Genomic DNA, 21272 nt, shown 5'->3' with positions numbered 1-21272 from the left:
GGGTCAGCCGACGGTCTCGACCGGTCGCGCCTCGGTCGCCATTTCACGGATCCCGCGGACGAGCGGTCGGGCGACGATCACCAGCGCCACCACCGACGCACTCAGCGAGCCGACGGCGACACCGACGAGCCCCAGCGGTCCCAGCATCACCGCACTGCCACCCACGGTGAGCACCACGACCGCGACCTGTGCGATCACCATCAGACGCAATCTGCGCTGCAACTGCGCGACGAGGTAGTAGGTGGTCACACCGGTCTGCACGATCGAGTCGATGGCCATCACCAGCATCAAGGGAGCGGCGGCATGAAGGTAGTCGGGACCGGTCAGCCACAGGATCAACGGTCCGCCGAGGGCGAGCCCGGCGGCACCGAGTGCGGTGACGGCGATCAGCATCCGACCGAACCGACGCAGCAGCGCCGGATGGTCGGCGTCGGGCAGCGCCGCCTCGACGACGAACGCCGAACCGACCGCCGCACGCAGCAACCCGACGGCCGAGCACATCGTCCAGGCCAGGTTGAAGTAGGCATTCTGGGTGGTGCCCACCTGACCGACCACCAACAACGGCAGCACCAGCGGGGTGACCGACGAGACCAGCATCATGGCGAAGAACGCACTCTGGAACGACAGCAGCTCCCGTCCCGCGGGCAGCAGCGCATGGGACTCGTCGCGACGGCGCAGCGCCACCCGGAAGCCGTGGAAGATCGCGATCGCGGTGATCACCGCGGCCGCCACCGCCCACGAGCCGGTGATCACGAAGGCGGTCGGGGTTGCGGTGACGACGACGAGCGGCACGATCTTCACCGCCGACAACCCGATGTTCTTGGCCGCCACCGCCGGTGCCTGTCGCAGACCGGTGAGGACCGGGTCGCAGATGGCGTACTGGGCGAAGACGACGACCATCGCGATGAAGCCCCACTGTTCACCTGTCGAGAGCAACAGCCGGTCGCCGAATCCGAGCAGCACGAATCCCGAACCGAGCAGGGTGGCGGTTGCGGTGATCAGCAGGTGCCCACCGAGCAGCAGCCGAAACGTGCGATCTCCCGACACCGGCAGGAACCGTTGATAGGCACCACCGAGCGACAGACACGCCAGTGACGAGAGCACCGTCGCGGAACTGATGATCGCCGACGCGCGGCCGACCTCCGCGGTGGGGAAGTAGTGCTCGGCGACGACCCAGTAAAGCAGTCCGAGGGCGCCGGTGCCGATCGACGACAGCATCAGTGCCGACGCATTGCGCGCGAGAAGATCTCGTCCAGGGGATCGGCGGTTCACGATGGCACCCGCCAGGTCCAGCCCGACCCGACCTTGCGGGCGAACAGTGCAGGGCCGGCGAGTGCCTCGGCGAGCAGTGCCTCGTCGAGTTCGGGGGGCGAGTAGGCCTCGTCGTCGCGCCAGTCGATGAAGTGCTGGCCGTGCAGCAGCCGGTCGGTGGCGGGCCGCTCGGAGTAGTCCTGACCGATGCGGTCGGCGAGCGGCGATGCCTTCAGGATGGAGGGGACGAGGATCTCGTCCGGGCACAGTGCGAAGCGCAGATCCGAACACCAGCTCGGATCGGTGGCGATCGCGGAGCGGACGATCTGCATCGCGACGTCGGTCAGCGACCACCACATCGACCCCTGATACAGGAGATGGGCGGGCGGTCGCCGTCGGATGCGTCCCGAGATCCGGCGCAGCACCGGACGATCCGGGAAGTGGATATGGGTGACCTTGTGTGCGTGTGCAGCCCCGGGCCGCAGGGCGTGGTCGATCCGGACGTGTTCGGTGTCGGTGGCCCAGCTCGCGAGCAGATCCGGGAGGGGCCGGAGAACCACGTCACGGCCGGACAACAGGGTGTGCCGCTGGTACGCGACGCCGGTCGCCGCGGCCGACTCGACCAGCGCGAGGACCGCGGTGACGACGCTGAATCCGCCCCAGCGGACGGGAATCCGGTCGGTGTCGGCGATGAAGTGCACCCGATCGTTCGCGGCGAGGGCTGCGGTGAACGGTTCGGGCACGACCCGTGCATCGATGTGGGCGTACACGTCGATCTGCGGATGTCGAAGCGATGCAACCAGATCGGCGAAGAGGCGGGGCTCGTCGTGTGCGATGACGTACACCGCGTGGCGGTCGGTCACGGCCGCACGCCGGTGAGTGCATCGGTGATCACCCTGGCAGTGTGGTCCACATGGGGTGCGCGCAGCATCCCGTTGTGATCACCGGGGACGGTGTGGATGTCACGATGCGCCGGCGCCACCGACACCCACCACTCCCGGGGATCGGGATTGTCCTGTGCCAGAACGATGGTGACCGGCCCCTCCCACGGGCGCAGTCGGTGCAGCAGGGCGGTCCGGCGACCGAGCTCGTGGAACAGCGACCACTGCTGCTGCGCCGGTCGTGGCCACCAGCCCGCGGTGAGCAGGCGCAGTCGCATACGCCACAGGCCCCCGGGAGCCTCCGGCTCCACCGCCGTGGACGAATCCGCTTGTGCCGGTGCGGAGTCGGCGATGCCCGCCGGGGGCAGGAGATCTCCGGCCCGACGCTGTAGCGGTCCGGAGAGAACCGTGTCCAGACACACGATGTGTTCGACGGTCTCGCCGTCGGCGGTCAGGGTTCGTGCGGTCTCCATCGCGATCACCCCGCCGAGGGAATGACCGATGAATCGGTACGGGCCGTGCGGTGCGATGGCCCGGATGTGGCGCACGGCGCGCCGCGTGGCGGCGGTGACCGTCCAGTCCGGCACGCCGCGCGATTCGAGGCCGTGCGCGTGGAGCCCGATCATCCGGAACCCCGACAGCCGGCGGGCCAGCGGCGCGAATGCCAGCGCCGATTCGCCTGCACCACCGAAGGCGAACACGATCGGCCGGGTGTCGGCGGTGACCGTACGCCCGTCGCCGAGATCGACGATGTCACCGCCGGCGCGTACCGGTCCGGCCGCGTCGATCGCGGTCGCCATCGCGGCGAGGGTCGGATGGGTGACCGGTGTCGAGGCAGGGAGGGTGACCCCGAAGGCGTCGTCGACACGGCGCAGCAGGGTCACCATGGTCAGTGAGTCGCCACCCAGTGCGACGAGGTCGTCGTCGGCGCCGATCTCGTCGACGCCGAGCAGATCCGACCACATCGGTGCGAGGAGTCGCTCGGTGGTGGTGCGCGGTGGCACATGGTCGGGGCGTCTCGGGGGCACCGGCAGTGCGGCGCGGTCGATCTTGCCGCGAGCGTTGCGCGGCAACGCCGACAGCAACACCGTGTGCGTGGGCACCATGAACGCCGGCAACGCGGCGGCCATCGTCGTGCGCACCGCGGCGAGCGACGGCGGCGACTCGCCGGCCGGGGGAGCGAGGTAGGCGACGAGCACGGTGCCGCCGGGCTCGGTGCTGTCGGGGTCGGTGCTGTCGGGGTCGGTGCTGTCGGGGTCGGTGCTGGCCGGGTCGGTGCGTGCGATCACCACCGCCTCGCCGATGCCGGGGACGGCCCGTGCGGCGGCGGTGACCTCGCCGATGTCGACCCGGTAGCCACGGATCTTCACGGTGTCGTCCACCCGGCCCGCGAGGTGGAGTTCGCCGTCGACGATGCGGCCGCGATCACCGAGCAGGTGGCGTCGAACGCCCGGGGTGACCTCCGGGAAGTCGATGAATCGACCGTCGACGACGTAGCCGAGCGCCAGGAACGGCGAGGTGACCTCGATGATTCCGGTCGCACCGGCAGGGAGCTCGGACCCGTCGTCGTCGAGGATTCGGAACTGCTTGCCGCCGGCGAGCCTTCCGGCCGGGACCGTGCCCGTGGGGAGCGGCCGCTGTGGCGCGTGGACGCCGAAGGCGAGGTTACCGGTCTCCGACGAGCCGGATCGGTTGACGAAGGTGACCTGCGGTGCCACTGCGCGCAGTCGCGCGAGATCGGCGGCGTCGAGGGCCTCCCCGCAGGTGGCGACCAGACGCACCGCCGTGAGGGCGGCCTCGGCGCCGGGCGCGGCGAGCAGGGGGCGCAGGAGCGCCGGTGACAGATGCACTGAATCGGCTCGCCACCGGGTGAGGGTGGCGACGGTGTCGGCGACCCCGTCGAGGCGGGCATCGATCAGATGCAACTCGCCACCGGCGAGCAGCGTGGTCACGGTGATGTCGAGGCCGCCACCGAAGGCGATCGGAAGTGCCTGTGCGACGGCGATTCCGGGGCCGATCCCGAGTTCGGCCGCGAGTTCGTCCGCCTGGTTCAGCCACAGGTCGTGGCCCTGGCGCACGGCCTTGGGAGCACCCGTCGAGCCCGAGGTGAACGCCAGCAACGCGCACCCCGGCAGGATGAGCGCGTCGGCCTGCGCTCGGATGATGTCGACCCGGGACTGCGGTGAGGACGCGTCGATCGGCACCAGCGGATGACCGGAGAACAGGATCGCGAGCAGGTCGAGTACTGCATCGGGGGAACCGTCGGCGACCACCGGGACCGGACGGGCCGCCGGCAGGTCCCGGGTGAGCGCGACCTCTCGGTCGGCGACCTCCCGGGCGAGTTGGCCGTAGGACAGGATCTGCTCGCCGACGCGCAACGCCGTGCGGTCGGCGTGAGTGCCGACCGTCGCGACGAAACGGCCGGTCAGGGTCTCAGCGTTCGTCACAGAACTCGGTGATGGGCAGACCCACGTGCCTCGCCTCGGTGGGGACGTAGCCGAGCAGCACGTCGCCGGGCTTCAGCTCGGTGACGTTGTTGACGCTGCCGCCGGGGCCGAGTAGCCGAACGTGCCAGTCGTCCTGGGCGATCACGTTGATCGTCTTGCCGTCCGGGCTCGTCGCGGTGATGGAGATCAGGGGGCGTCGCTCGATCTTGACTCTCCCGATCCGCACCTCGCGGGCGGTGCCGTCGGACCGGACGGCGAGGATCGGCTGTCCGGCACGCAGCTCGCTGACGTAGCGGGTGCGGTTGTCGGGGGTCATCACATATGAGTGCACGGCACCGGCGTTCCAGCGGAACGGCCGGGTCGGCATGTATGGCAATGGGTGGGTTTCGCTGCACGACAGGAACATTCCGGATGCGAAGGATCCGATCAGGCAGCCCTCGTCGAGATCGAGCAGCGAGCAGGTGTCGATGCAGGCACGCTCACCCATGCCGATGTGCTCGACGCTCGTGATGGTCAGATGCGACAGCTCGACGCGGTCGGCCGACGGGGTGAGGATCTGGGCCAATGCGATCACGTCGTCGGCGTGGCGCGGGGCCAGCAACAGTCCGTCGGAGCCGTGCTCGAGGACCAGCTTCACGATCTCGGCATCCTCGATGTCGTTGACCACGGTGATCGTCTTGCCGCCGGAGTTCTCGGCCGCGGCGATCACGATCTCGAGCGGGATCTTGGTGGGGTCGGTGAAGGTCAGCACGGTCCACGGGGTCACCCGGACCAGGTCACAGGCGCGGGTGAGGGTGGGGGCGTCGGAGACGACGACGTGCACGGCGGCCGGATTCGGCGGCGTCGTGTCGGGATCGGTGGCCTCGGTCAGCAGGAGGTCACTGCCATCGGTGCCGAGGTCGAGATCGATGTGATCGCCTGCCAGGATGCGGTGGATGGTCGGAGGCAGATCAGCGAGGACCACCGGGTCGTCGGAGACGATTCCGTCGAGGCCCTGGTTGAGGGCGGCGGCGATGACGGCCTCACGAACGGGCCCGGTCAGTCCTCGTACGTCGACCCAGCCGAAGTGCCCGGCGGTGCGGATGCGGTTGCCGGCGTCGGCATCCGGGACGATGTGGTCGGTGACGATGGTGCTCGGGGTGCTCGGTGCCATGGTGGTCTCCTGTGAGGTGAACGATCGGCCGCTGCGGATCGGGCTGGTCAGGCCGATTCGAGGGCGGGAAGGATGTCGGCCGGGACGACGCGGCGATGCACGAGGTCGGCCAGGGTGGTGGCCACCCGCGCCGGATCGTCGGCGTCGAAGATGTTGCGGCCGAAGCTGAGTCCGGCGACACCACTCTCGAGGACCTCGGCACCGAAGGCGATGGCGTCGTCGTCGGAGCGGGTGGCGCCGCCGGCGACGTAGATCGGCAGCGGTGTGGTGGCGACGACCCGGGCCATCGACTCGGTGGAGCCGGTGTAGTCGAGTTTGACCATGTCGGCACCGAGATCGGTGGCGACGGCGGCCAGATGGGCGACGGTCGCCGCGTCGGGCCGGGCTGCCTGGTGCGGGCCGCGTGCATACACCATGGCCAGCAGGGGGACACCGAGTATCTCGCACTCGCGTGACACCGCGGCGAAATCGGTGAGCTGCCGGGTCTCGGTCTCCGAACCCACGTTGACATGGATACTCACCGCGTCGGCGCCGGATCGCAGCGCCGCATCCACGCCGCCGACGATCACCTTCGCGTCGGGGTCGAGTCCCAGCGACGTACTCGCCGACAGGTGGACGATCAATCCCAGGTTCGTGAACGCGTCCGGTGCGATCTGGGCAACTCGCCCGCGATGCAGGACGACGGCATCGCAGGCGGTTCGCGCGAGCAGACGCACCATGTGTTCGGTATGGTTTCGCGGTCCGAGTGGTCCCACCGTCACAGAGTGGTCGAGCGGCACGATCTGCGCCCGGCGGGTTACCGGGTCGGAGATCCGGGACAGTCGGATTGCCTTGCCCCCGTAGGCAGGTGGGCGGCGGTGACCGTCCGGGATGTTGCTCATCTGGTGCTCCTGGCCCCATCGGATTCAGCAGGGAATGTCGGATATGTCGGTTCACGCTCATACCGTGACAGAGGATTAGGGTAGGCTACCCTCGTCGATGGGCGCAATCCGGGGCCTGGTGTGAGCTGAGGCACGTTGTCCGATATTGAGGTTTACCGACTCTTTTGGTTAGGCTTACCTTCGGTTCAGGATTCTGCGCCTATGCCGGGTCCCCAACTCCCATCTGTCCGACCGCAACGAGCGGAGCTTTTCATGCACGACCATGCCAGATCCACTGTGACCGGGCTGCACGGGATCTCGGCGGTACCGTCGGCCGACTCGGACAAGCCTCGGCCGAGTGTGTCGGTCATCATCCCGGCCATGAATGAGGCGAAGAACCTCCCCTACGTCGCATATCGGATGCCCGTCGGGATCGATCAGGTCGTCTTCGTCGACGGGCATTCTGCCGACGACACGGTCGCCGTCGCCCGCAAGTTGTGGCCCGAGGCCACGTTCGTCACGCAGACCCGTTCCGGCAAGGGCAACGCCCTGGCCTGTGGAATCGAGGCCTGCACCGGTGACATCATCGTCATGATCGACGCCGACGGGTCCACCGACCCCGCGGAGATCCCGCTGTTCGTCCAAGCCCTGATCGACGGTGCCGACCTGGCCAAGGGAAGCCGGTTCGTCGGCGCCGGCGGCAGCACCGACATCACCACGCTGCGTCGGTGGGGCAACAAGGCCCTCAACCAGATCGTGAACATGTACTTCCGTACCGAGTTCACCGATCTGTGCTACGGCTACAACGCCTTCTGGGCTCGTCACGCCGAGCAGATCGAGTTGCCTCCGACCCAGTACACCCGTGCCCAGTGGGGCGACGGATTCGAGATCGAGACCGTGATCAACGTGCGTCTGGCCACGGCCGGACTGGAGATCACCGAAGTCGGCAGCTTCGAGGGACCGCGTCTGCACGGCCGGAGCAACCTCAACGCCTACAGCGACGGAATGCGCGTGTTGCGCACCATCAACCAGGAATTCGCGCACTGGAAGGACCACCGGTCCAAGGTGCGCAGCGGGGTACGCGCCGGTGCCGCGGTGGCGAAGGCCGCCGACGAGCTCGCGGGTTGAGTGTTCGCGAGCGTTCGTCACTCGCGCGTAGTTCGCTCGCTCTGGCGGCCTCGGGGCTGCTGACCGCCGCGCTGGGGCTGGTGTACTGGGTGCTGGCCGGGCGGCTGTACCCGGCGCGTGAGGTGGGGGCCGCGGCTGCGGTGATCACCACTGCGACGATGCTCTCCGCATTCGGAAACCTCGGTGTCGGTGCCTATCTCGAGCGCTTCCTGCCGCTCGCGGGCGACCGCGCACGATGGTTGCCCGGCGTCGGACTCGCCGTCGGCGCGGGCTGTGGTGCACTGCTCGGTGTCGGATTCCTGCTGGTGGGTCCGACCGGGGAGATGTTCGACGGTCGGGGCGAGATGGCGTTGTTCCCGCTCGTCGTCGTCGTGCTGTCGATGTTCGCCCTGCTCGATCACCTCGTCATCGCGATGGAACGCGCGCACTGGGCGGCGGGCAAGAACGTCGTGCATGCCGTCGCGAAACTCGTTGCGGTCGTCGTGCTGGCCGCCGGAGCCGACCGGATGGGTCTGGTCGGTTCGTGGATTCTGCTCGCCGCCATCACCGGTGGGGTGGTGTGGTGGTGGGCCGCCCGCGAGCTCACCGAGCGGGCGCTCTCCTCACCCGCCGGACATCGGTTGCCGTCGAGGGCGGTTCAGGGCCGGTTCCTGCTCGGTAACTACGGCGTCTACGTCGCCGGTGCGATCACCCCGCTGATCCTCCCGCCGATCGTGATCGGGCTGGTGGGTGCGGCTCAGAACGCGTACTTCTCCATCGTGTGGTCGTTGGTCAGCGCCGTGATCGTGTTGCTCACGATGCTGATCGGGCCGTACGTGGCGGCGACGAGTACCGACTCCGCCACCACCGATGCCTCGGATGGTTCCCTGCTGCGGCATACCCGAACCTTTGTCGCCACCCTCATCGGTGGCGCGAGTGCTGCAGCGTTGTGTCTGGCGGTTCTCGGTCCGATCATCCTGCGGATCGCCGGTCCCGATTACGCCGAGTTCGGGACCCCGCTGCTACGTGTGGGGGCCCTCGCGTTGCCGCCGGCCGCGGTGGCCCTCTGCTACGTGGGTCTTTGTCGCGTGCGGTGCAATCTCGCACCCGCCCTGGTCGTCCAGGTCATCAGCGCGACCATCATGCTCACCCTCACCACTCTCTGGATCGGAGACCACGGTCTGGTCGCCGCCGGCTGGGCGATGGTGATCGCCGAATCCACCGCCGCAGTCCTGGTGGCCGCGCCGTTGGCGCGCGCCGTGCTGGGGAGGGCGCCGCTGCCGTCGGCCACCGGATGAGCGGGTTGGTTCGACCTGAGGGCGGGGTTTCGATGTTGATCCGCTCAACCATCAACTGGCACTAGGTCTTTGGGTGGTTGGGCCGGGACCGGGCTTCGCGAGGACCCGTGTCGAAACCGGGTGGGTGGACGATGTCGGTGGCCACTGGGAGCGTGGTGGTGGTGTTTCGAGGTCGGCCGGCGGGGGTGTCGACTCGACGTGTCGCTGCGCTCCTCGTCGGATGAACCATGTACTGGCGCTGGCTCTTTGGGTGGTTGGGCCGGGACCGGGCTTCGCGAGGACCCGTGTCGAAACCACTGTGGCGTGTCATGGGTTGGTGACGACGGCCCATGGTGAGGACGCTGGTCTCATGACCCGGCCTACTTGATCTGCACCGCACCCGGTGTGGGTTCGCCGTAGCCGGCCAACCGGAAGGCGTTCTCGTCGTCGACGGGCGCGTAGACTGCGACCCAGTCGATCTCGACCTCTGCGCGTTCGGGGCGCGCCTCGTGGTCGGAGCACGGGTCGAGGTCCCAGTCGGCGCGACGCTCGCAGGCGCCGGCCTCCACTTGCAGGCCCAGCCACATGGGGGTGGTCGGGACCATGTCGGGTGTGCGGACCTCGGCCCACACCTTGCCGTTGTGCAGATACCGGATCAGTCCGGGTAGCCACTCGACGCCGACGGTATGCCAGTCGGCGAAGTCGCCGGCGAGGTCGGCGTGTGCCTTCTCGTTGCTATCGTCGGCCTTCCAGTGAACGAACGCCGACATCGCGTCGCGTTCGGAGGCCACGCTCTCGGCGAAGTCGATCTCGGGCGGCCATTGTTCGTTCTGCGGCCACAGGAGCATGTGGTAAGAGAGGTCTGCCGACCGTGCGGCCCGCATCCGGATCTCCCAGCGACCGTACTGCTGGGTCACCGGATAGTTCGAGACGCCACCGGTCACCCAGCCCGTCGACGTGCGCTTGCCCGAGAGCGTCAGCACGCCGTCGCCGACAGCGACCATGGTCTTGTCCCAGTGGCCCACCGGATTTCCGCCGGGCTGACCCGAGTAGGTGCTCCACTGGGAGCCCAGGTCGCAGCGATCGAAGGTGTCGACGAAGGTCGACCTCCACAGCGCCGGATCGACACCGGTGGGGGCGTGCCCCGATCCTTCCACCGTTCCGGCGCGGACACAGTGGTTGGTGGTCTGAGGGTCATCGGCGAAGATCGCACAGCCACCGAGGACGGTCGCCACGACCGACCCCAGCGCCAGGACCAGCAGGCGGCGTCGCAGTGTCATGAGAGGGCCATGTCGACCAGTCGGTTCAGGGTCAACGCCGCGGAGAGCACGACGAGGATCGCCAACGCGATACTGATCCGATGGGCCAGTGGGCCACGGCCTTCGCTGCCGCCGTCACCGACCTGGACCTCCCGCAGCGCGATGCCGGCGGCGAGCAGGACGCCGCCGGCGACGAAGAAGAGGACGGTGAAACTCATCGGGTACCTGCCTCGTCGCGACGTGTTGCCCGCAGGATCTCGACGCTGTCGGTCCGGGTGATCACCTCGTAGGCTCCGGAGTCGACCAGTGCATCGATCTGCGCCTGTGCGCGATCGATATCGGCACCGTATTGCAGCGCAGACATCTTCAGTCCCTGATTCGTGATGTAGAGGTAGTCGGGTGCTCGTTCGGTAGCACAGTCGCCGACGTTCTCGAGGCACTCGTTGGAGTCGACGTAGGAGAACCGCGGACCGGTGGGATCCAGGACGCGTCGTGTCCCGATGGTGTGCGGCGCGTGGCCGATGCTCATCACGTGCGATTCGGGTTCCACCGATGCGATGAACTCGCCCGACACCACCACCTCGTCGCGCGTCGACGCCTCGAACGCGGTGTTGAGGCCGCGGTTGGTGGTCTCGAGGATCCCCAGGGCGACGATGCCCAGGCAGATCAGCACGAGTCCCGCAGCCCGTGACCACGGTGTCGGACGTCGAATCCCGCGCCGTGCGAGCGCACCCAGGCGGGCCAGTGCGAGGGCCGCGAACGGGGCGAGCACGGGTGACGCCAGCAGGAACGAGCGGATCACCATCTCGCCACCGTAGCTTTGCAGGACCACGAGCATGAATGGTGCGGCACTGAGCAATCCGCCGACCAGCCAGGCGCGGGACGAGCGGTGCAGGCACCAGCCGACAAAGGCCACCGCGGCGAACCCGCCGGAGGCCAGCATCCGGAGGTACTGCATGCGCGTGTAGGTGGGGTCACCGGTGAGGCGATCGCCCACGCCGGAGCCGACCGACTGGCCCACCTGGCCGATCTCGTCGACGATCGATTGCATGTGACCGAACCAGAAGTCGGTGGCGCCGTAGGAGAACCATGCGGCGAAGATCAGTCCGGCGGCAACCCAGAGCGTGCGATACCTCGTGGTGCCCGTGACGGCGAACGCGGTGAGGGCCAGGACGGTGAGGATCGGTGTCATCTGGTGTGCGACGACGAGTGCCGTCACGATCAGGAGCAGGACGAGTTCCACCGCGACGGTCCGCCCGGGCCCGTACCCGGGGACACGACCCGGGGTGCGGCGGAGCAGGCCGGCGAACCGACGCAGACCCCGGGGTCCGGCATCGGGGAGCGGTGCGCGTCGGAGTTGCCAGAGCAGCACACCGATGATCGCGACGTAGCCGATCGTGGCCAGTGCCTGCGGCGCGAAGTAGTCCTGCTGATACCAGTTGAACGCGTGGTACAGGAGCACCGCCGCCCAGGCGAGACGGGCTCGTCCGGTGATCACGATCGCGATGGCGTACAGCCCGAACGACAACGCCACCCCGGACACCAACGGAGCCCAGACCAGGATGTCGAGGGTGTCGTCGAGACCGGCCACGGTCTGCACGTGGGCGAACAGCGAGAAGAAGCCCGCCCAGCTGAACCGGGCATCGATGTGGTCGGGGAGTCGGTGGGCCTCGGCGATGATGCTGATGAAGCCGCGGTGCACGAACGACGTGGGGATCGAGGTCTCACCGGTGGCGGCGGCGACCAGCATCGTGTTGTAGACGACGGCCATCACCACGCTCGCCGACAGCACGATCGGATCGAGTCGGCGTGCGGTGAGCCCGATGGTGATGACGGCCGCGAGCAGTCCGAGTCCCACGAAGTACCAGATCGTGAGGTGGGCGATCACGCCGAAGTGGCCGACGGTGAGGATGTCGAGGAGGTCGGCGGCGACGATGAAGCACACCGACGATGCGGTGAGGCCCGCCAGCGACAGCCACCGGGTCAGGGTCCAGTCGACGCGACCGAGGCGAAGCGATGGCGTGCTGGTCGCGGGCGGCACCGACCGCAGCGCCCACAGGCAGCCCAGCAATGAGCCGACGGCGATGACCGCCTGGGTCACCGGCGGGTTCCACAACTCCTGGATGATGGTCGCCTGGGTCACCAGGATCTGCGTCGACGTCGACACCGCGACGACGAGAACTGCCGACAACGCGCGTCCCGGGATGCGGAGCGCCACCACGATCGGGATGCCGGGCAGCAAGAGCACGCCGGCGCACACGATCAGGGTGCGAGCCCATGCCGGAGGGGCATCGACCCCGGCGGTGACCAGGAGGTCGACGACCACCAGGAGTACCGCGAGCAGGGCACCGGTCCACAGCGCTCCGCGTGGGGCCCAGCCGTAGGCGACGGCCGCGGACTCGGTCTCGGGGGAGTCCGGGCGCTCGGCCTTCTCGAGGGTCACGGTCACCGCCGGGCCTCGGCACGTCGGGCCGCGCGGTAACGCAGGTGTGCGCGGACGAACAGAGTGGGGCCGGCAAGGTAGCCGCGCAACTCCCGATGGCGCAGTTCGGCCGGCCACCCGTCACGGGCGAACGCCGATGTGGTCTCGTCGTCGGGAACCAGCAGGAGCCGCAGTCCCTTCGGGAGACGGGCCAGCACCGCCACCAGGTGACGGCTGAACAACAGTTTGGTCAGGGCGGCGGCCATCCCGGTGCCGTAGCCGTAGCTCTGCACGCGCAGGTCGTCCATGTTGTCGCGGTGATAGTGCACCACAACGGCATTCGGACGATAGGCGATGGCGTCGCCGGCGAGGATCACCGCGCGGAGCACGTCCAGGTCCTCACCGCCGCGGGTCGGGGTGCCGGTGCCCAGGCGCAGGTCGAAGCCGCCGATCCCATCGAGGACCCCGGCCGCGAAGGCCATGTTGTTGCCGCTGCCGAATTGGCCTGCGGTGTAAGGGAAGAACGCGTTGTGCGGTCCGGAAACACCGGCGGCGAGGTGATCGGCGTGTGGGTGCAGCGCCCAGATCACGTCCGCTGACCCCTTGTCGAAGACCCTGGCGTTCTCGAACAGTTCCTGCAGCTGGGTCGGATCCTCCACGCCGATCACACGGCCGGTGACCACCGCGACGGTGCCGGTGGTGTCGCCGGTGAACGCCGCGACGATCTGGCTCACCCAGTCGCGGCGCGGTCGCGCGTCGTCGTCGGTGAAGGCGACGACGCGGCCATGGGCCGCCCGGTTGCCGGCATTGCGGGCGGCGGAGATGCCCGGGACCGGTTCGTCGACGATCCGCAGTCGAGGGTCGGTGTGATCGGCGAGCAGTTCGCGGGTCCGGCCGGTGGTGGGCCGGTTGTCGACGACGATCACCTCAATTGCCGGATGATCCTGGGCGAGTGCGGCTTCGACGGTCTCGACCAGGAGGTCACGGCCGACGGTCGGGATGACGATCGACACCAGGTCCGCGGCGTCGATCCGGTGACGGGCCTGCCGGGGACGGCGTGGCCGGGACGTCGAGGCCCGGCGGCCGGGGAACCGGAGCCGGCCCAGGGTGCCGGTGGCGGTACCCACGACGGTGAACACGACGCCGGTGAGCATCAGGACCAGCCGGGCGACCGCGGTGAGATCACCGCGCACCAACTGCCCGAGGTACCGGCCGACACCCGATCCGATGGTCCGCACCAGATACGTCGCCTCCGCCGAGAACGCGTCGCCGCTCCCGGCGATGTGCCGGAGTGTCGCCTTGGACCGGCCTTCGTGGCGGCAGCGGGACAGGAAGTAGCGCACCGTCTCTCGCGAGGGCGACACGGTGTGGTCGACGGCGAGTCCGGTGGTGCGCAGGATCTGCCCGCCGGGAAAGGTGCGGTGCAGTTCGATCCCCATCAGGGTCTCCTCGCAGCCGACGGGGAGGTCGTCGACCCGCCCGAGTCGGTCGGTGAACCCGCCGATCTTCTCCAGTTCGAGGCGGCGCACCGCCATGGCGGCGCCGATCGGATTACGGATGTCGGCACCCTCCGGCGCGATACCGCGGTAGTCGCAGCCGACCACCCAGCCGAACTCGTCGGGGAACCATCGCGGTGCGTTGCCGGAGGCCCACGCCGGGGTCACCTGCCCGCCGATCGCCAGCACGTCGGTGTCGGTGAACGCGGTGCGGGCGGCGGCGAGTCCGCCGGGACGCAGCACCGCATCGTCGTCGAGGAAGACGACGATGTCCTGAGTAGCGTGTGTCACACCGGTGTTGCGGGCCCCCGACAACCCGCGGGTCTCGGCGTTGGCCACCACCTCGACGTGGTCGTCGCCGGTCAGGTGGGTAGTCAGCTCGGCACGCAGTGCCTCGTTGTGGTCGACCACCACCACGAGGCGGTCGCCGTCCTCACGCTGGGCGAGGGCCGCGTCGATCGCGCGGTTCAGGAGCTGGCGGCGGTCGGCGGTGTAGCAGCAGATGACCACGCAGACACTGACGGCACGCGGGTGGGCAGAGGGCACCGGGAGGGCTCCAAACATCTCTTCGGGAACAGGTCACCTGATCAGTCACTAAGGTGAGGCTAAGCTAGTGTAGTCGAGGCTACCCAATCGGCCATCAGGGGTGTCCGACCGCTGCCGGTGGCGCCCCGGGACTGTGGTGCCGACCTCACGATTCCGGGGATCGCGACCCCGCCCCGTAGACTGGACCGTCGTGATCACCGCGACCGACCTGGAAGTCCGAGCGGGCGCCCGGACCCTGCTGTCGGCGCCCGGCCCTGCACTGCGCATCCAACCGGGCGACCGGATCGGGCTGGTCGGGCGTAACGGCGCAGGCAAGACCACCACCCTGCGCATCCTCGCCGGCGAGACCGAACCGTATGCGGGCACCGTCGTCCGCAGCGGTGAACTCGGGTATCTCCCGCAGGATCCCAAGGAGGGCGACCTCGACGTCCTGGCCAAGGACCGGGTCCTCTCGGCGCGGGGACTCGACTCGATTCTGCACGACATGGAGAAGCAGCAGGCCCTGATGGCCGAGGCCGCCGACGACAAGGTGCGTGATCGCGCGGTCGCCAAGTACGGCCGGCTCGAGGAGCGGTTCTCCGCGCTCGGCGGGTATGTCGCCGAGTCCGAGGCGGCCCGCATCTGCAGCAGCCTGGGCCTTCCCGACCGCGTTCTCGGTCAGCCGCTGCGCACCCTGTCCGGTGGTCAGCGACGTCGAATCGAGCTGGCGCGCATCCTGTTCGCGGCCTCCGACGGCTCCGGCAAGTCCACCACCACGCTGCTGCTCGACGAGCCGACCAACCACCTCGACGCCGACTCGATCACCTGGCTGCGCGGATTCCTGCAGAACCACGACGGCGGTCTGATCGTGATCAGCCACGACGTCGACCTGCTGGCCGACGTGGTCAACAAGGTGTGGTTCCTCGACGCCGTGCGGGGTGAGGCCGACGTCTACAACATGGGCTGGAAGCGCTACCTCGACGCGCGTGCCACCGACGAGCAGCGCCGCAAGCGCGAGCGTGCCAACGCCGAGAAGAAGGCGTCGGCGCTGCGGTCACAGGCGGCCAAGCTGGGCGCGAAGGCCACCAAGGCCACGGCCGCGCAGAACATGCTCAAGCGCGCCGAGCGGATGCTCGACTCCCTCGACGACGAGCGGGTGGCCGACCGTACCGCCAAGATCCGTTTCCCGGATCCGGCCCCGTGTGGCAAGACCCCCCTGATGGCGTCGTCGCTGACCAAGGCATACGGCTCGCTGGAGATCTTCGCCGGCGTCGACCTCGCCATCGACAAGGGGTCACGCGTGGTCGTGCTCGGCCTCAACGGTGCCGGCAAGACCACCTTGCTGAAGGTGCTCGCCGGTGTCGAGACCCACGACACCGGAACCATCGAGCCGGGGTTCGGGCTCAAGATCGGCTATTTCGCCCAGGAGCACGACACCCTTGACGACGATGCGACCGTGTGGGAGAACATCCGCCACGCCGCACCGGACGCGGGGGAGCAGGACCTGCGCGGGCTGCTCGGTGCGTTCATGTTCACCGGACCGCAGCTCGAACAGCCGGCAGGCACCCTGTCCGGTGGCGAGAAGACCCGTCTGACCCTGGCCGGTCTGGTGTCGTCGGCGGCCAATGTGCTGTTGCTCGACGAGCCCACGAACAACCTCGACCCGATCTCGCGTGAGCAGGTGCTCGATGCCCTGCGCAGCTACTCCGGGGCCGTGGTGCTGGTGACCCACGACCCCGGTGCGGCGGCGGCCCTCGATCCGCAGCGTGTGATCCTGCTGCCGGACGGCACCGAGGACCACTGGAGCGAGGAGTATCAGGAACTGATCGAGCTGGCCTGAGGCCAGTACGCCTTCTTCAGGATGCCCTTCACCAGCTTCCCGGTGGGCGTCCGCGGCAGGTCGTCGACGAAGTCCACGCTCCGCGGGGCCTTGTATTTGGCGATCTTCGACGCGGTGAAGGCGAGTAGCTCGTCGCCCAGCGCTTCGGTCGGTGAGTACCCGGGTGCGAGCTGCACGCATGCCATCGCCACCTCGCCGAGTTCGGCGTCGGGCACGCCGATCACACCGACGTCGAACACCGCCGGATGGGTGACGAGGACGTTCTCGGCCTCCTGCGGGTAGATGTTCACACCGCCGGAGATGATCATGAACGCCTTGCGGTCGGTGAGATACAGGTAACCCTCCTCGTCGACGTAGCCGACGTCGCCGGTCGTCGACCAGTTCGCGTGGCGCGGGTGACGTGCCTCGGCGGTTTTGGCCGGATCGTTGTGGTATTCGAAGGCGGCCTCCTCACGCTCGAAGTAGACCAGGCCCACCTCGCCGGCCGGGAGGTCATTGCCGTCCTCGTCGCAGATGTGCACCACACCGAGAAGTGCCTTGCCCACCGACCCGGGCCGCTCGAGGGCCTCCTGCGGGCCGATGAACGTGGCGCCCGCGGCCTCGGTGGAGGCGTAGTACTCGTGGATCACCGGGCCCCACCACTCGATCATCGCCCGCTTGACCTCGGCCGGACACGGCGCGGCCGCGTGGACGGCGATCCTCAGGCTGCCGGTGTCGTACTTCGAGCGGATCTCGTCGGGCAGCTTCAGCATCCGGATGAACATCGTCGGGACCCACTGGCTGTGGGTCGCGTGGTACTTCTCGATCGCCGCCAGGGCGTCCTCCGGATCGAACCGGTCCAGAAAGACCACGGTGCCGCCCACCGAATTGGTGGTCCCGCAGTATCGCAGTGGTGCAGCGTGATACAGCGGCGCGGGGGAGAGGTAGACGCTGTTCTCGTCGAAGCCGTACATGGGCGCGAAGATCGCGGTGTAGGCGTCGGGGATCTCGTCGACCTGTCCTTGTGGCAGCGGCGTCTGGATTCCCTTGGGACGTCCGGTGGTGCCCGACGAGTACAGCATGTCGGTGCCACGCGGCTGATCGGTGCGCGGTGTGCGGTCCGCGGCCGCGAGTACGTCCTCATAGGAGACGAACCCGTCGATCGGCCCGCCCCAGGCGATCCGGTGGCCGGGTGCGGCCAGTGCCGCGATCTCGCCCGCGCGCGCGACGGCGGAGGCCACCGATGCCCCGGCGAGCACCACCTTCGCCGCGGAGTCGGTGAGGATGTAGTTGGTCTCCTCGTCGGTGAGGTGATGGTTGATGGCCGTGATGTAGAGGCCGCTGCGCAGGGCCGCCCAGTACGCCTCGAAGATGTGCAGGTCGTTCTCCGACACCACGGCGATGCTGTCCCCGGGACGCAGACCCAGGCTCTCGAGGTGGTTGGCCAGAGCGGTGGAGTTCTCGTCGAGTTCGCGGTAGGTGAGCTGATCTCCCGTCGCGGCGCGGATCACGGCGGGCTTGTCGGGGGTGCGGGCGGCAAAGACTCCTGGGAACACACTCTCTCCTGACTGACGGGGCGGTGATACCGACGATGGGGGTGATGCGGATCACTCTGAGGTCGAACCCAGGTTATAGCGAGCGCTCAGTCAGGGTCGCGGAATCGCCGATGCCGCTGTCCGGTTCGCGGATCCGCAGGGGGTTCGCCCGAATGACCGGGCGCGTGGCCCACTGTCCGACACGCGTGCATTGGCCCTATTGTTCTCGGCATGCCGATCGATGTTCACGTGTTGGGCGCAGTGCGCGTGCAGGTGGACGGTGTCGACGCCGCACTCGGCGGGCCGATGCCACGTGCACTGCTGTCCCGACTGGTGATCGCCGGCGGTGACACCGTCCCGGTCTCGGCGCTGATCGACGAACTGTGGCGCGGAGACCCCCCGCGCTCGGCATCGGGCACGCTGCAGGGATATGTCTCCACGCTGCGACGCGGCGTCGAACCGGCACACGGTCGCGAGACCCCGACGGTCCTCGTCCGTGCCGGTGCGGGGTATGCGCTACATCTGCCCGACGACGCACTCGACGCCGACCGCTTCGTCGGGCAGGCCCGCCGTGGGCACGCCGAGCTGGCGGCCGGCCGCACCGAACAGGCCCGTGACCTGTTCGCCGGCGCGCTGGCGATGTGGTCGGGGCGGGCCTACGCCGACGCGGAGGGCTGGGAGTTCGCCGAGGTCGAGGCCGACCGGCTGGAGTCGTTGCGTGCCGACGCCGTCGACGGGCACCTCGCGGCGATGTCGGCGTGCGGCGACCAGGAACTCGTCATCGCCGAGCTCACCAAACTCTTACGGACCAACCCCCTGCGGGAGAAGTGGTGGGAGTTGCTGTCGCTCGCCCAGTATCGTGCGGGCCGTCAGGCCGAGGCCCTCGAGAGCCTGCGGCGTGCCCGTCGCGTGGTCGCCGACGAGCTCGGCACCGATCCCGGGCCGTCGCTGGTGGCCCTGCACACCGCGATCCTGCGACAGGATCCGTCGCTGCTGCCCACCCGGCCGTCGTCGGAACCGGCCCCGGTGCGGTCCGGGGCCGATCCCCCGACCGCCGATCATCCCCGCGGCGACCGCAGCGCGCCCCGCCGTCACGTGCCGACGGCGCTGACGTCGTTCGTGGGTCGCGACGTCGAGGTGGCCGAGGTGACCGCGACACTCCGCGCCGAACGCCTGGTCACCGTCACCGGTCCCGGGGGGATCGGGAAGACCCGGGTGGCCCTCGCCGTGGCCCAGGGCCGCGCCGGTGGGGACACCGACGGGCCCTGGTTCCTCGAGTTCTCCGGCGCCCACGATCACGATGCCGTCGTCGACACCCTGGTGCGGGTGCTGCGGCTGACCGCCCCGGGCGGACTCGACACCGTCGCATCCCTGCTGGCCGAGCGCGAGACGCTGCTGGTCTTCGACAACTGCGAACACATCGCCGACGAGATCGCCAAGGCTGCACTGGGTCTGCTCACCGCCTGCCCGCGGTTGTCCATCCTGGCGACGAGCCGGGTGCGGCTGGGAGTGCCGGGCGAGGCGGTGTACGTGCTCGCCCCGCTGGCCGACGGGGCCTCGCTGTTCGCCGAACGGGCGCCGGCGGCTGCCGGCTTCGAGAACCGCGGCGACATCGTCGCCCTGTGCGATGCGCTCGACAATCTGCCGTTGGCCATCGAACTGGCCGCCGCCCGCAACTCGGTGCTCTCGGTACGGCAGCTGCGCGAACGGCTCGACGACCGGTTCGCGATGCTCCGCCACGACCGGCGCGGGGCACCCGGCACCGGTGGTGAGCGGCACATCAGCATGGAGGCCGCGATCGACTCCTCGTACCGGGCGCTCGACGACTCGCAACGGACGCTGTTCGACGCGCTCTCGGTGTTCGAGGGCAGCTTCGACTTCACCGCCGCCGAGGCCGTGACCGGCCACGGGGTGCGGCTGCTCCCGGATCTCGAGGCGCTCATCGACTCGTCGATGGTGACCGTGATCGGCGGCGACCCGCGCCGGTACCGGATCCTGGAGACCCTGCGCCAGTACGCACGCGAGCATCTCGCAGCCGACGCCGCCGACGCCATCCGTACGGCGCACCTGCAGTGGGTGCGTGAGTTCAGCCGGCCGGTGTTCGCCGGACTGCAGGGAGACGACAGCCTCGGCTGGACGCGCCGGATCGATGTCGAGATGCCGAACATCCATGCGGCCCTGGCGCGCGGCCGAACCGACGATCCGGTGGCCTATCTCGAGATCGTCGGCAACATCGTGTGGTACTGGTATCGCCGCGGGTTGATCGACGAGGGCATCCGGATGCTCGACCCGGCGGTCGCGGCCGCAGATGACCCGGCGGTCCCGATCGCGGTCCGACTCCGCGCGCTCACCGGGGCGATGATGATGGCCTACCTCGCCGGCGACCTCGGGGCCCTGCTGTCCACGATGGGCACCGTCGATCGTCTGATCACCGAAGGCGACCTGGGCCTGGCGACACCCGAGGACAGGTTCGTGTACGCCGACGCGACCCTGACACTCGGCAACTTCCAGGCCGGCGCCGGAATGGTCGTGGAGGGCGCGTCGCGGGCCCGCATCGCCCTCGGGATCGCCGCCGACGACGACCAGGGCTGGTTGGAGACGGCGGCCCGAATGGTGCTGGGCGCCGCCGCCTTCCGCGCCGGCGACCACGAGACCGCCGGACGGGAGTTCACCCGCTCGGTGGAGGTGGGCCGGATGCGTGGACACGACTGGGTGGTCGGGTCGTCGCTGTGGATGTACGCCAAATGCGACATCGTCGGCGGAAGGATCGACGGACCGGCACAGGAGAAGCTCGCCGGACTCATCGACGTCACGCGCCGGGGGGACGACCTCACGTCCTGGATGGTCGCGATCCAGACCCTGGCGTGTGTGGCGTTCCGTCGTGGCGATCATGCGACGGCCGCCCGGTTGCTCGGCGTGGTCGCCCGACACACGGAGATGACCGGGTATCGTCCCGACGCCATGGACATCGTCGACCTCGGTCCGTGGGTGGCGCAGATCCGCGATCAGGTCGACGCCGACCTGTTCGCCGAACACCACGCGAACGGACGTGCACTCACCGACGCCGAGGCCGCCGAACTCGTCGCCGCCTGCCTGTCCTGACACGTCGGCAGTATCGCGCCGACCGCTTGGAATCGGCTGGGATCGCCGACGTCCTCGACCTCAGGTGTCTCGCAACCGACACCGGGGACGCTTCTCGCACCGAGCCGCCGAACCCGGCGGCCACAGTGGGAGAGGAAC

The 21272-nt window shown here is 69.0% G+C and carries 14 protein-coding genes; 4 read left to right on the top strand and 10 right to left on the bottom strand.

Annotated elements, in window-relative coordinates; all coding sequences use genetic code 11:
- Positions 1-3: 3 nt before the first annotated feature.
- Genes ACWDUA_RS02480 through ACWDUA_RS02460 form a run of 5 tightly spaced genes read right to left on the bottom strand, consistent with a single transcriptional unit; the run spans position 4 to position 6613 of the window.
- On the bottom strand, positions 4-1272 hold the full coding sequence (locus ACWDUA_RS02480) for a lipopolysaccharide biosynthesis protein (RefSeq protein ID WP_449749429.1): 1269 nt from the start codon (positions 1270-1272) through the stop codon (positions 4-6).
- A complete protein-coding gene (locus ACWDUA_RS02475; protein ID WP_449749428.1) occupies positions 1269-2114 on the bottom strand; it encodes a beta-1,6-N-acetylglucosaminyltransferase in 846 nt (281 codons plus the stop codon). The genes ACWDUA_RS02480 and ACWDUA_RS02475 overlap by 4 nt, the downstream gene beginning before the upstream one ends.
- Positions 2111-4579, bottom strand: a complete 2469-nt coding sequence (locus ACWDUA_RS02470; RefSeq protein WP_449749427.1) for an AMP-binding protein — start codon at positions 4577-4579, stop codon at positions 2111-2113. Before ACWDUA_RS02470 ends, ACWDUA_RS02475 begins: the two co-directional genes overlap by 4 nt.
- Positions 4566-5732, bottom strand: a complete 1167-nt coding sequence (locus ACWDUA_RS02465; RefSeq protein ID WP_449749426.1) for a 3-dehydroquinate synthase II family protein — start codon at positions 5730-5732, stop codon at positions 4566-4568. The genes ACWDUA_RS02470 and ACWDUA_RS02465 overlap by 14 nt, the downstream gene beginning before the upstream one ends.
- Positions 5733-5779: 47 nt before the next feature.
- A complete protein-coding gene (locus ACWDUA_RS02460; RefSeq protein ID WP_449749425.1) occupies positions 5780-6613 on the bottom strand; it encodes a 2-amino-3,7-dideoxy-D-threo-hept-6-ulosonate synthase in 834 nt (277 codons plus the stop codon).
- A 252-nt stretch (positions 6614-6865) separates the two neighbouring features.
- Between ACWDUA_RS02460 and ACWDUA_RS02455 the strand changes: the two genes are divergently transcribed.
- Complete coding sequence (locus ACWDUA_RS02455) at positions 6866-7720, top strand: glycosyltransferase family 2 protein (RefSeq protein ID WP_449749424.1); 855 nt, start codon at positions 6866-6868, stop codon at positions 7718-7720.
- Positions 7717-8997, top strand: coding sequence for a lipopolysaccharide biosynthesis protein (locus ACWDUA_RS02450; RefSeq protein WP_449749423.1), 1281 nt, complete (start codon positions 7717-7719; stop codon positions 8995-8997). The genes ACWDUA_RS02455 and ACWDUA_RS02450 overlap by 4 nt, the downstream gene beginning before the upstream one ends.
- A gap of 359 nt (positions 8998-9356) precedes the next feature.
- On the opposite strand, the gene ACWDUA_RS02445 is transcribed toward ACWDUA_RS02450, so the two are convergent.
- From ACWDUA_RS02445 to ACWDUA_RS02430, 4 genes are read right to left on the bottom strand one after another with little or no spacing between them, the layout of a single operon-like run.
- Positions 9357-10256 (bottom strand): glycoside hydrolase family 16 protein, encoded by a 900-nt coding sequence (locus tag ACWDUA_RS02445; protein WP_449749422.1) that lies wholly within the window; start codon positions 10254-10256, stop codon positions 9357-9359.
- Positions 10253-10453, bottom strand: coding sequence for a hypothetical protein (locus tag ACWDUA_RS02440; protein WP_449749421.1), 201 nt, complete (start codon positions 10451-10453; stop codon positions 10253-10255). Before ACWDUA_RS02440 ends, ACWDUA_RS02445 begins: the two co-directional genes overlap by 4 nt.
- Positions 10450-12684: a hypothetical protein gene (locus ACWDUA_RS02435; protein ID WP_449749420.1), complete on the bottom strand. Its 2235-nt coding sequence runs from the start codon at positions 12682-12684 to the stop codon at positions 10450-10452. Before ACWDUA_RS02435 ends, ACWDUA_RS02440 begins: the two co-directional genes overlap by 4 nt.
- Positions 12681-14699 (bottom strand): glycosyltransferase family 2 protein, encoded by a 2019-nt coding sequence (locus ACWDUA_RS02430; protein WP_449749419.1) that lies wholly within the window; start codon positions 14697-14699, stop codon positions 12681-12683. Before ACWDUA_RS02430 ends, ACWDUA_RS02435 begins: the two co-directional genes overlap by 4 nt.
- A 190-nt stretch (positions 14700-14889) precedes the next feature.
- On the opposite strand from ACWDUA_RS02430, the gene ACWDUA_RS02425 reads away from it, so the two are divergent.
- Positions 14890-16518 carry an ABC-F family ATP-binding cassette domain-containing protein gene (locus ACWDUA_RS02425; protein ID WP_449749418.1) on the top strand — a complete coding sequence of 543 codons (1629 nt, stop codon included), beginning with the start codon at positions 14890-14892 and terminating at the stop codon, positions 16516-16518.
- On the opposite strand, the gene ACWDUA_RS02420 is transcribed toward ACWDUA_RS02425, so the two are convergent.
- Positions 16494-18053: an AMP-binding protein gene (locus ACWDUA_RS02420; RefSeq protein ID WP_449749417.1), complete on the bottom strand. Its 1560-nt coding sequence runs from the start codon at positions 18051-18053 to the stop codon at positions 16494-16496. The genes ACWDUA_RS02425 and ACWDUA_RS02420 overlap by 25 nt on opposite strands.
- 210 nt (positions 18054-18263) lie before the next feature.
- On the opposite strand from ACWDUA_RS02420, the gene ACWDUA_RS02415 reads away from it, so the two are divergent.
- Positions 18264-21134 carry a BTAD domain-containing putative transcriptional regulator gene (locus ACWDUA_RS02415; RefSeq protein ID WP_449749416.1) on the top strand — a complete coding sequence of 957 codons (2871 nt, stop codon included), beginning with the start codon at positions 18264-18266 and terminating at the stop codon, positions 21132-21134.
- Positions 21135-21272 lie beyond the last annotated feature (138 nt).

Source organism: Gordonia sp. NPDC003376 (assembly GCF_053589235.1).
This window is presented reverse-complemented; position numbering and strand designations above follow the sequence as displayed.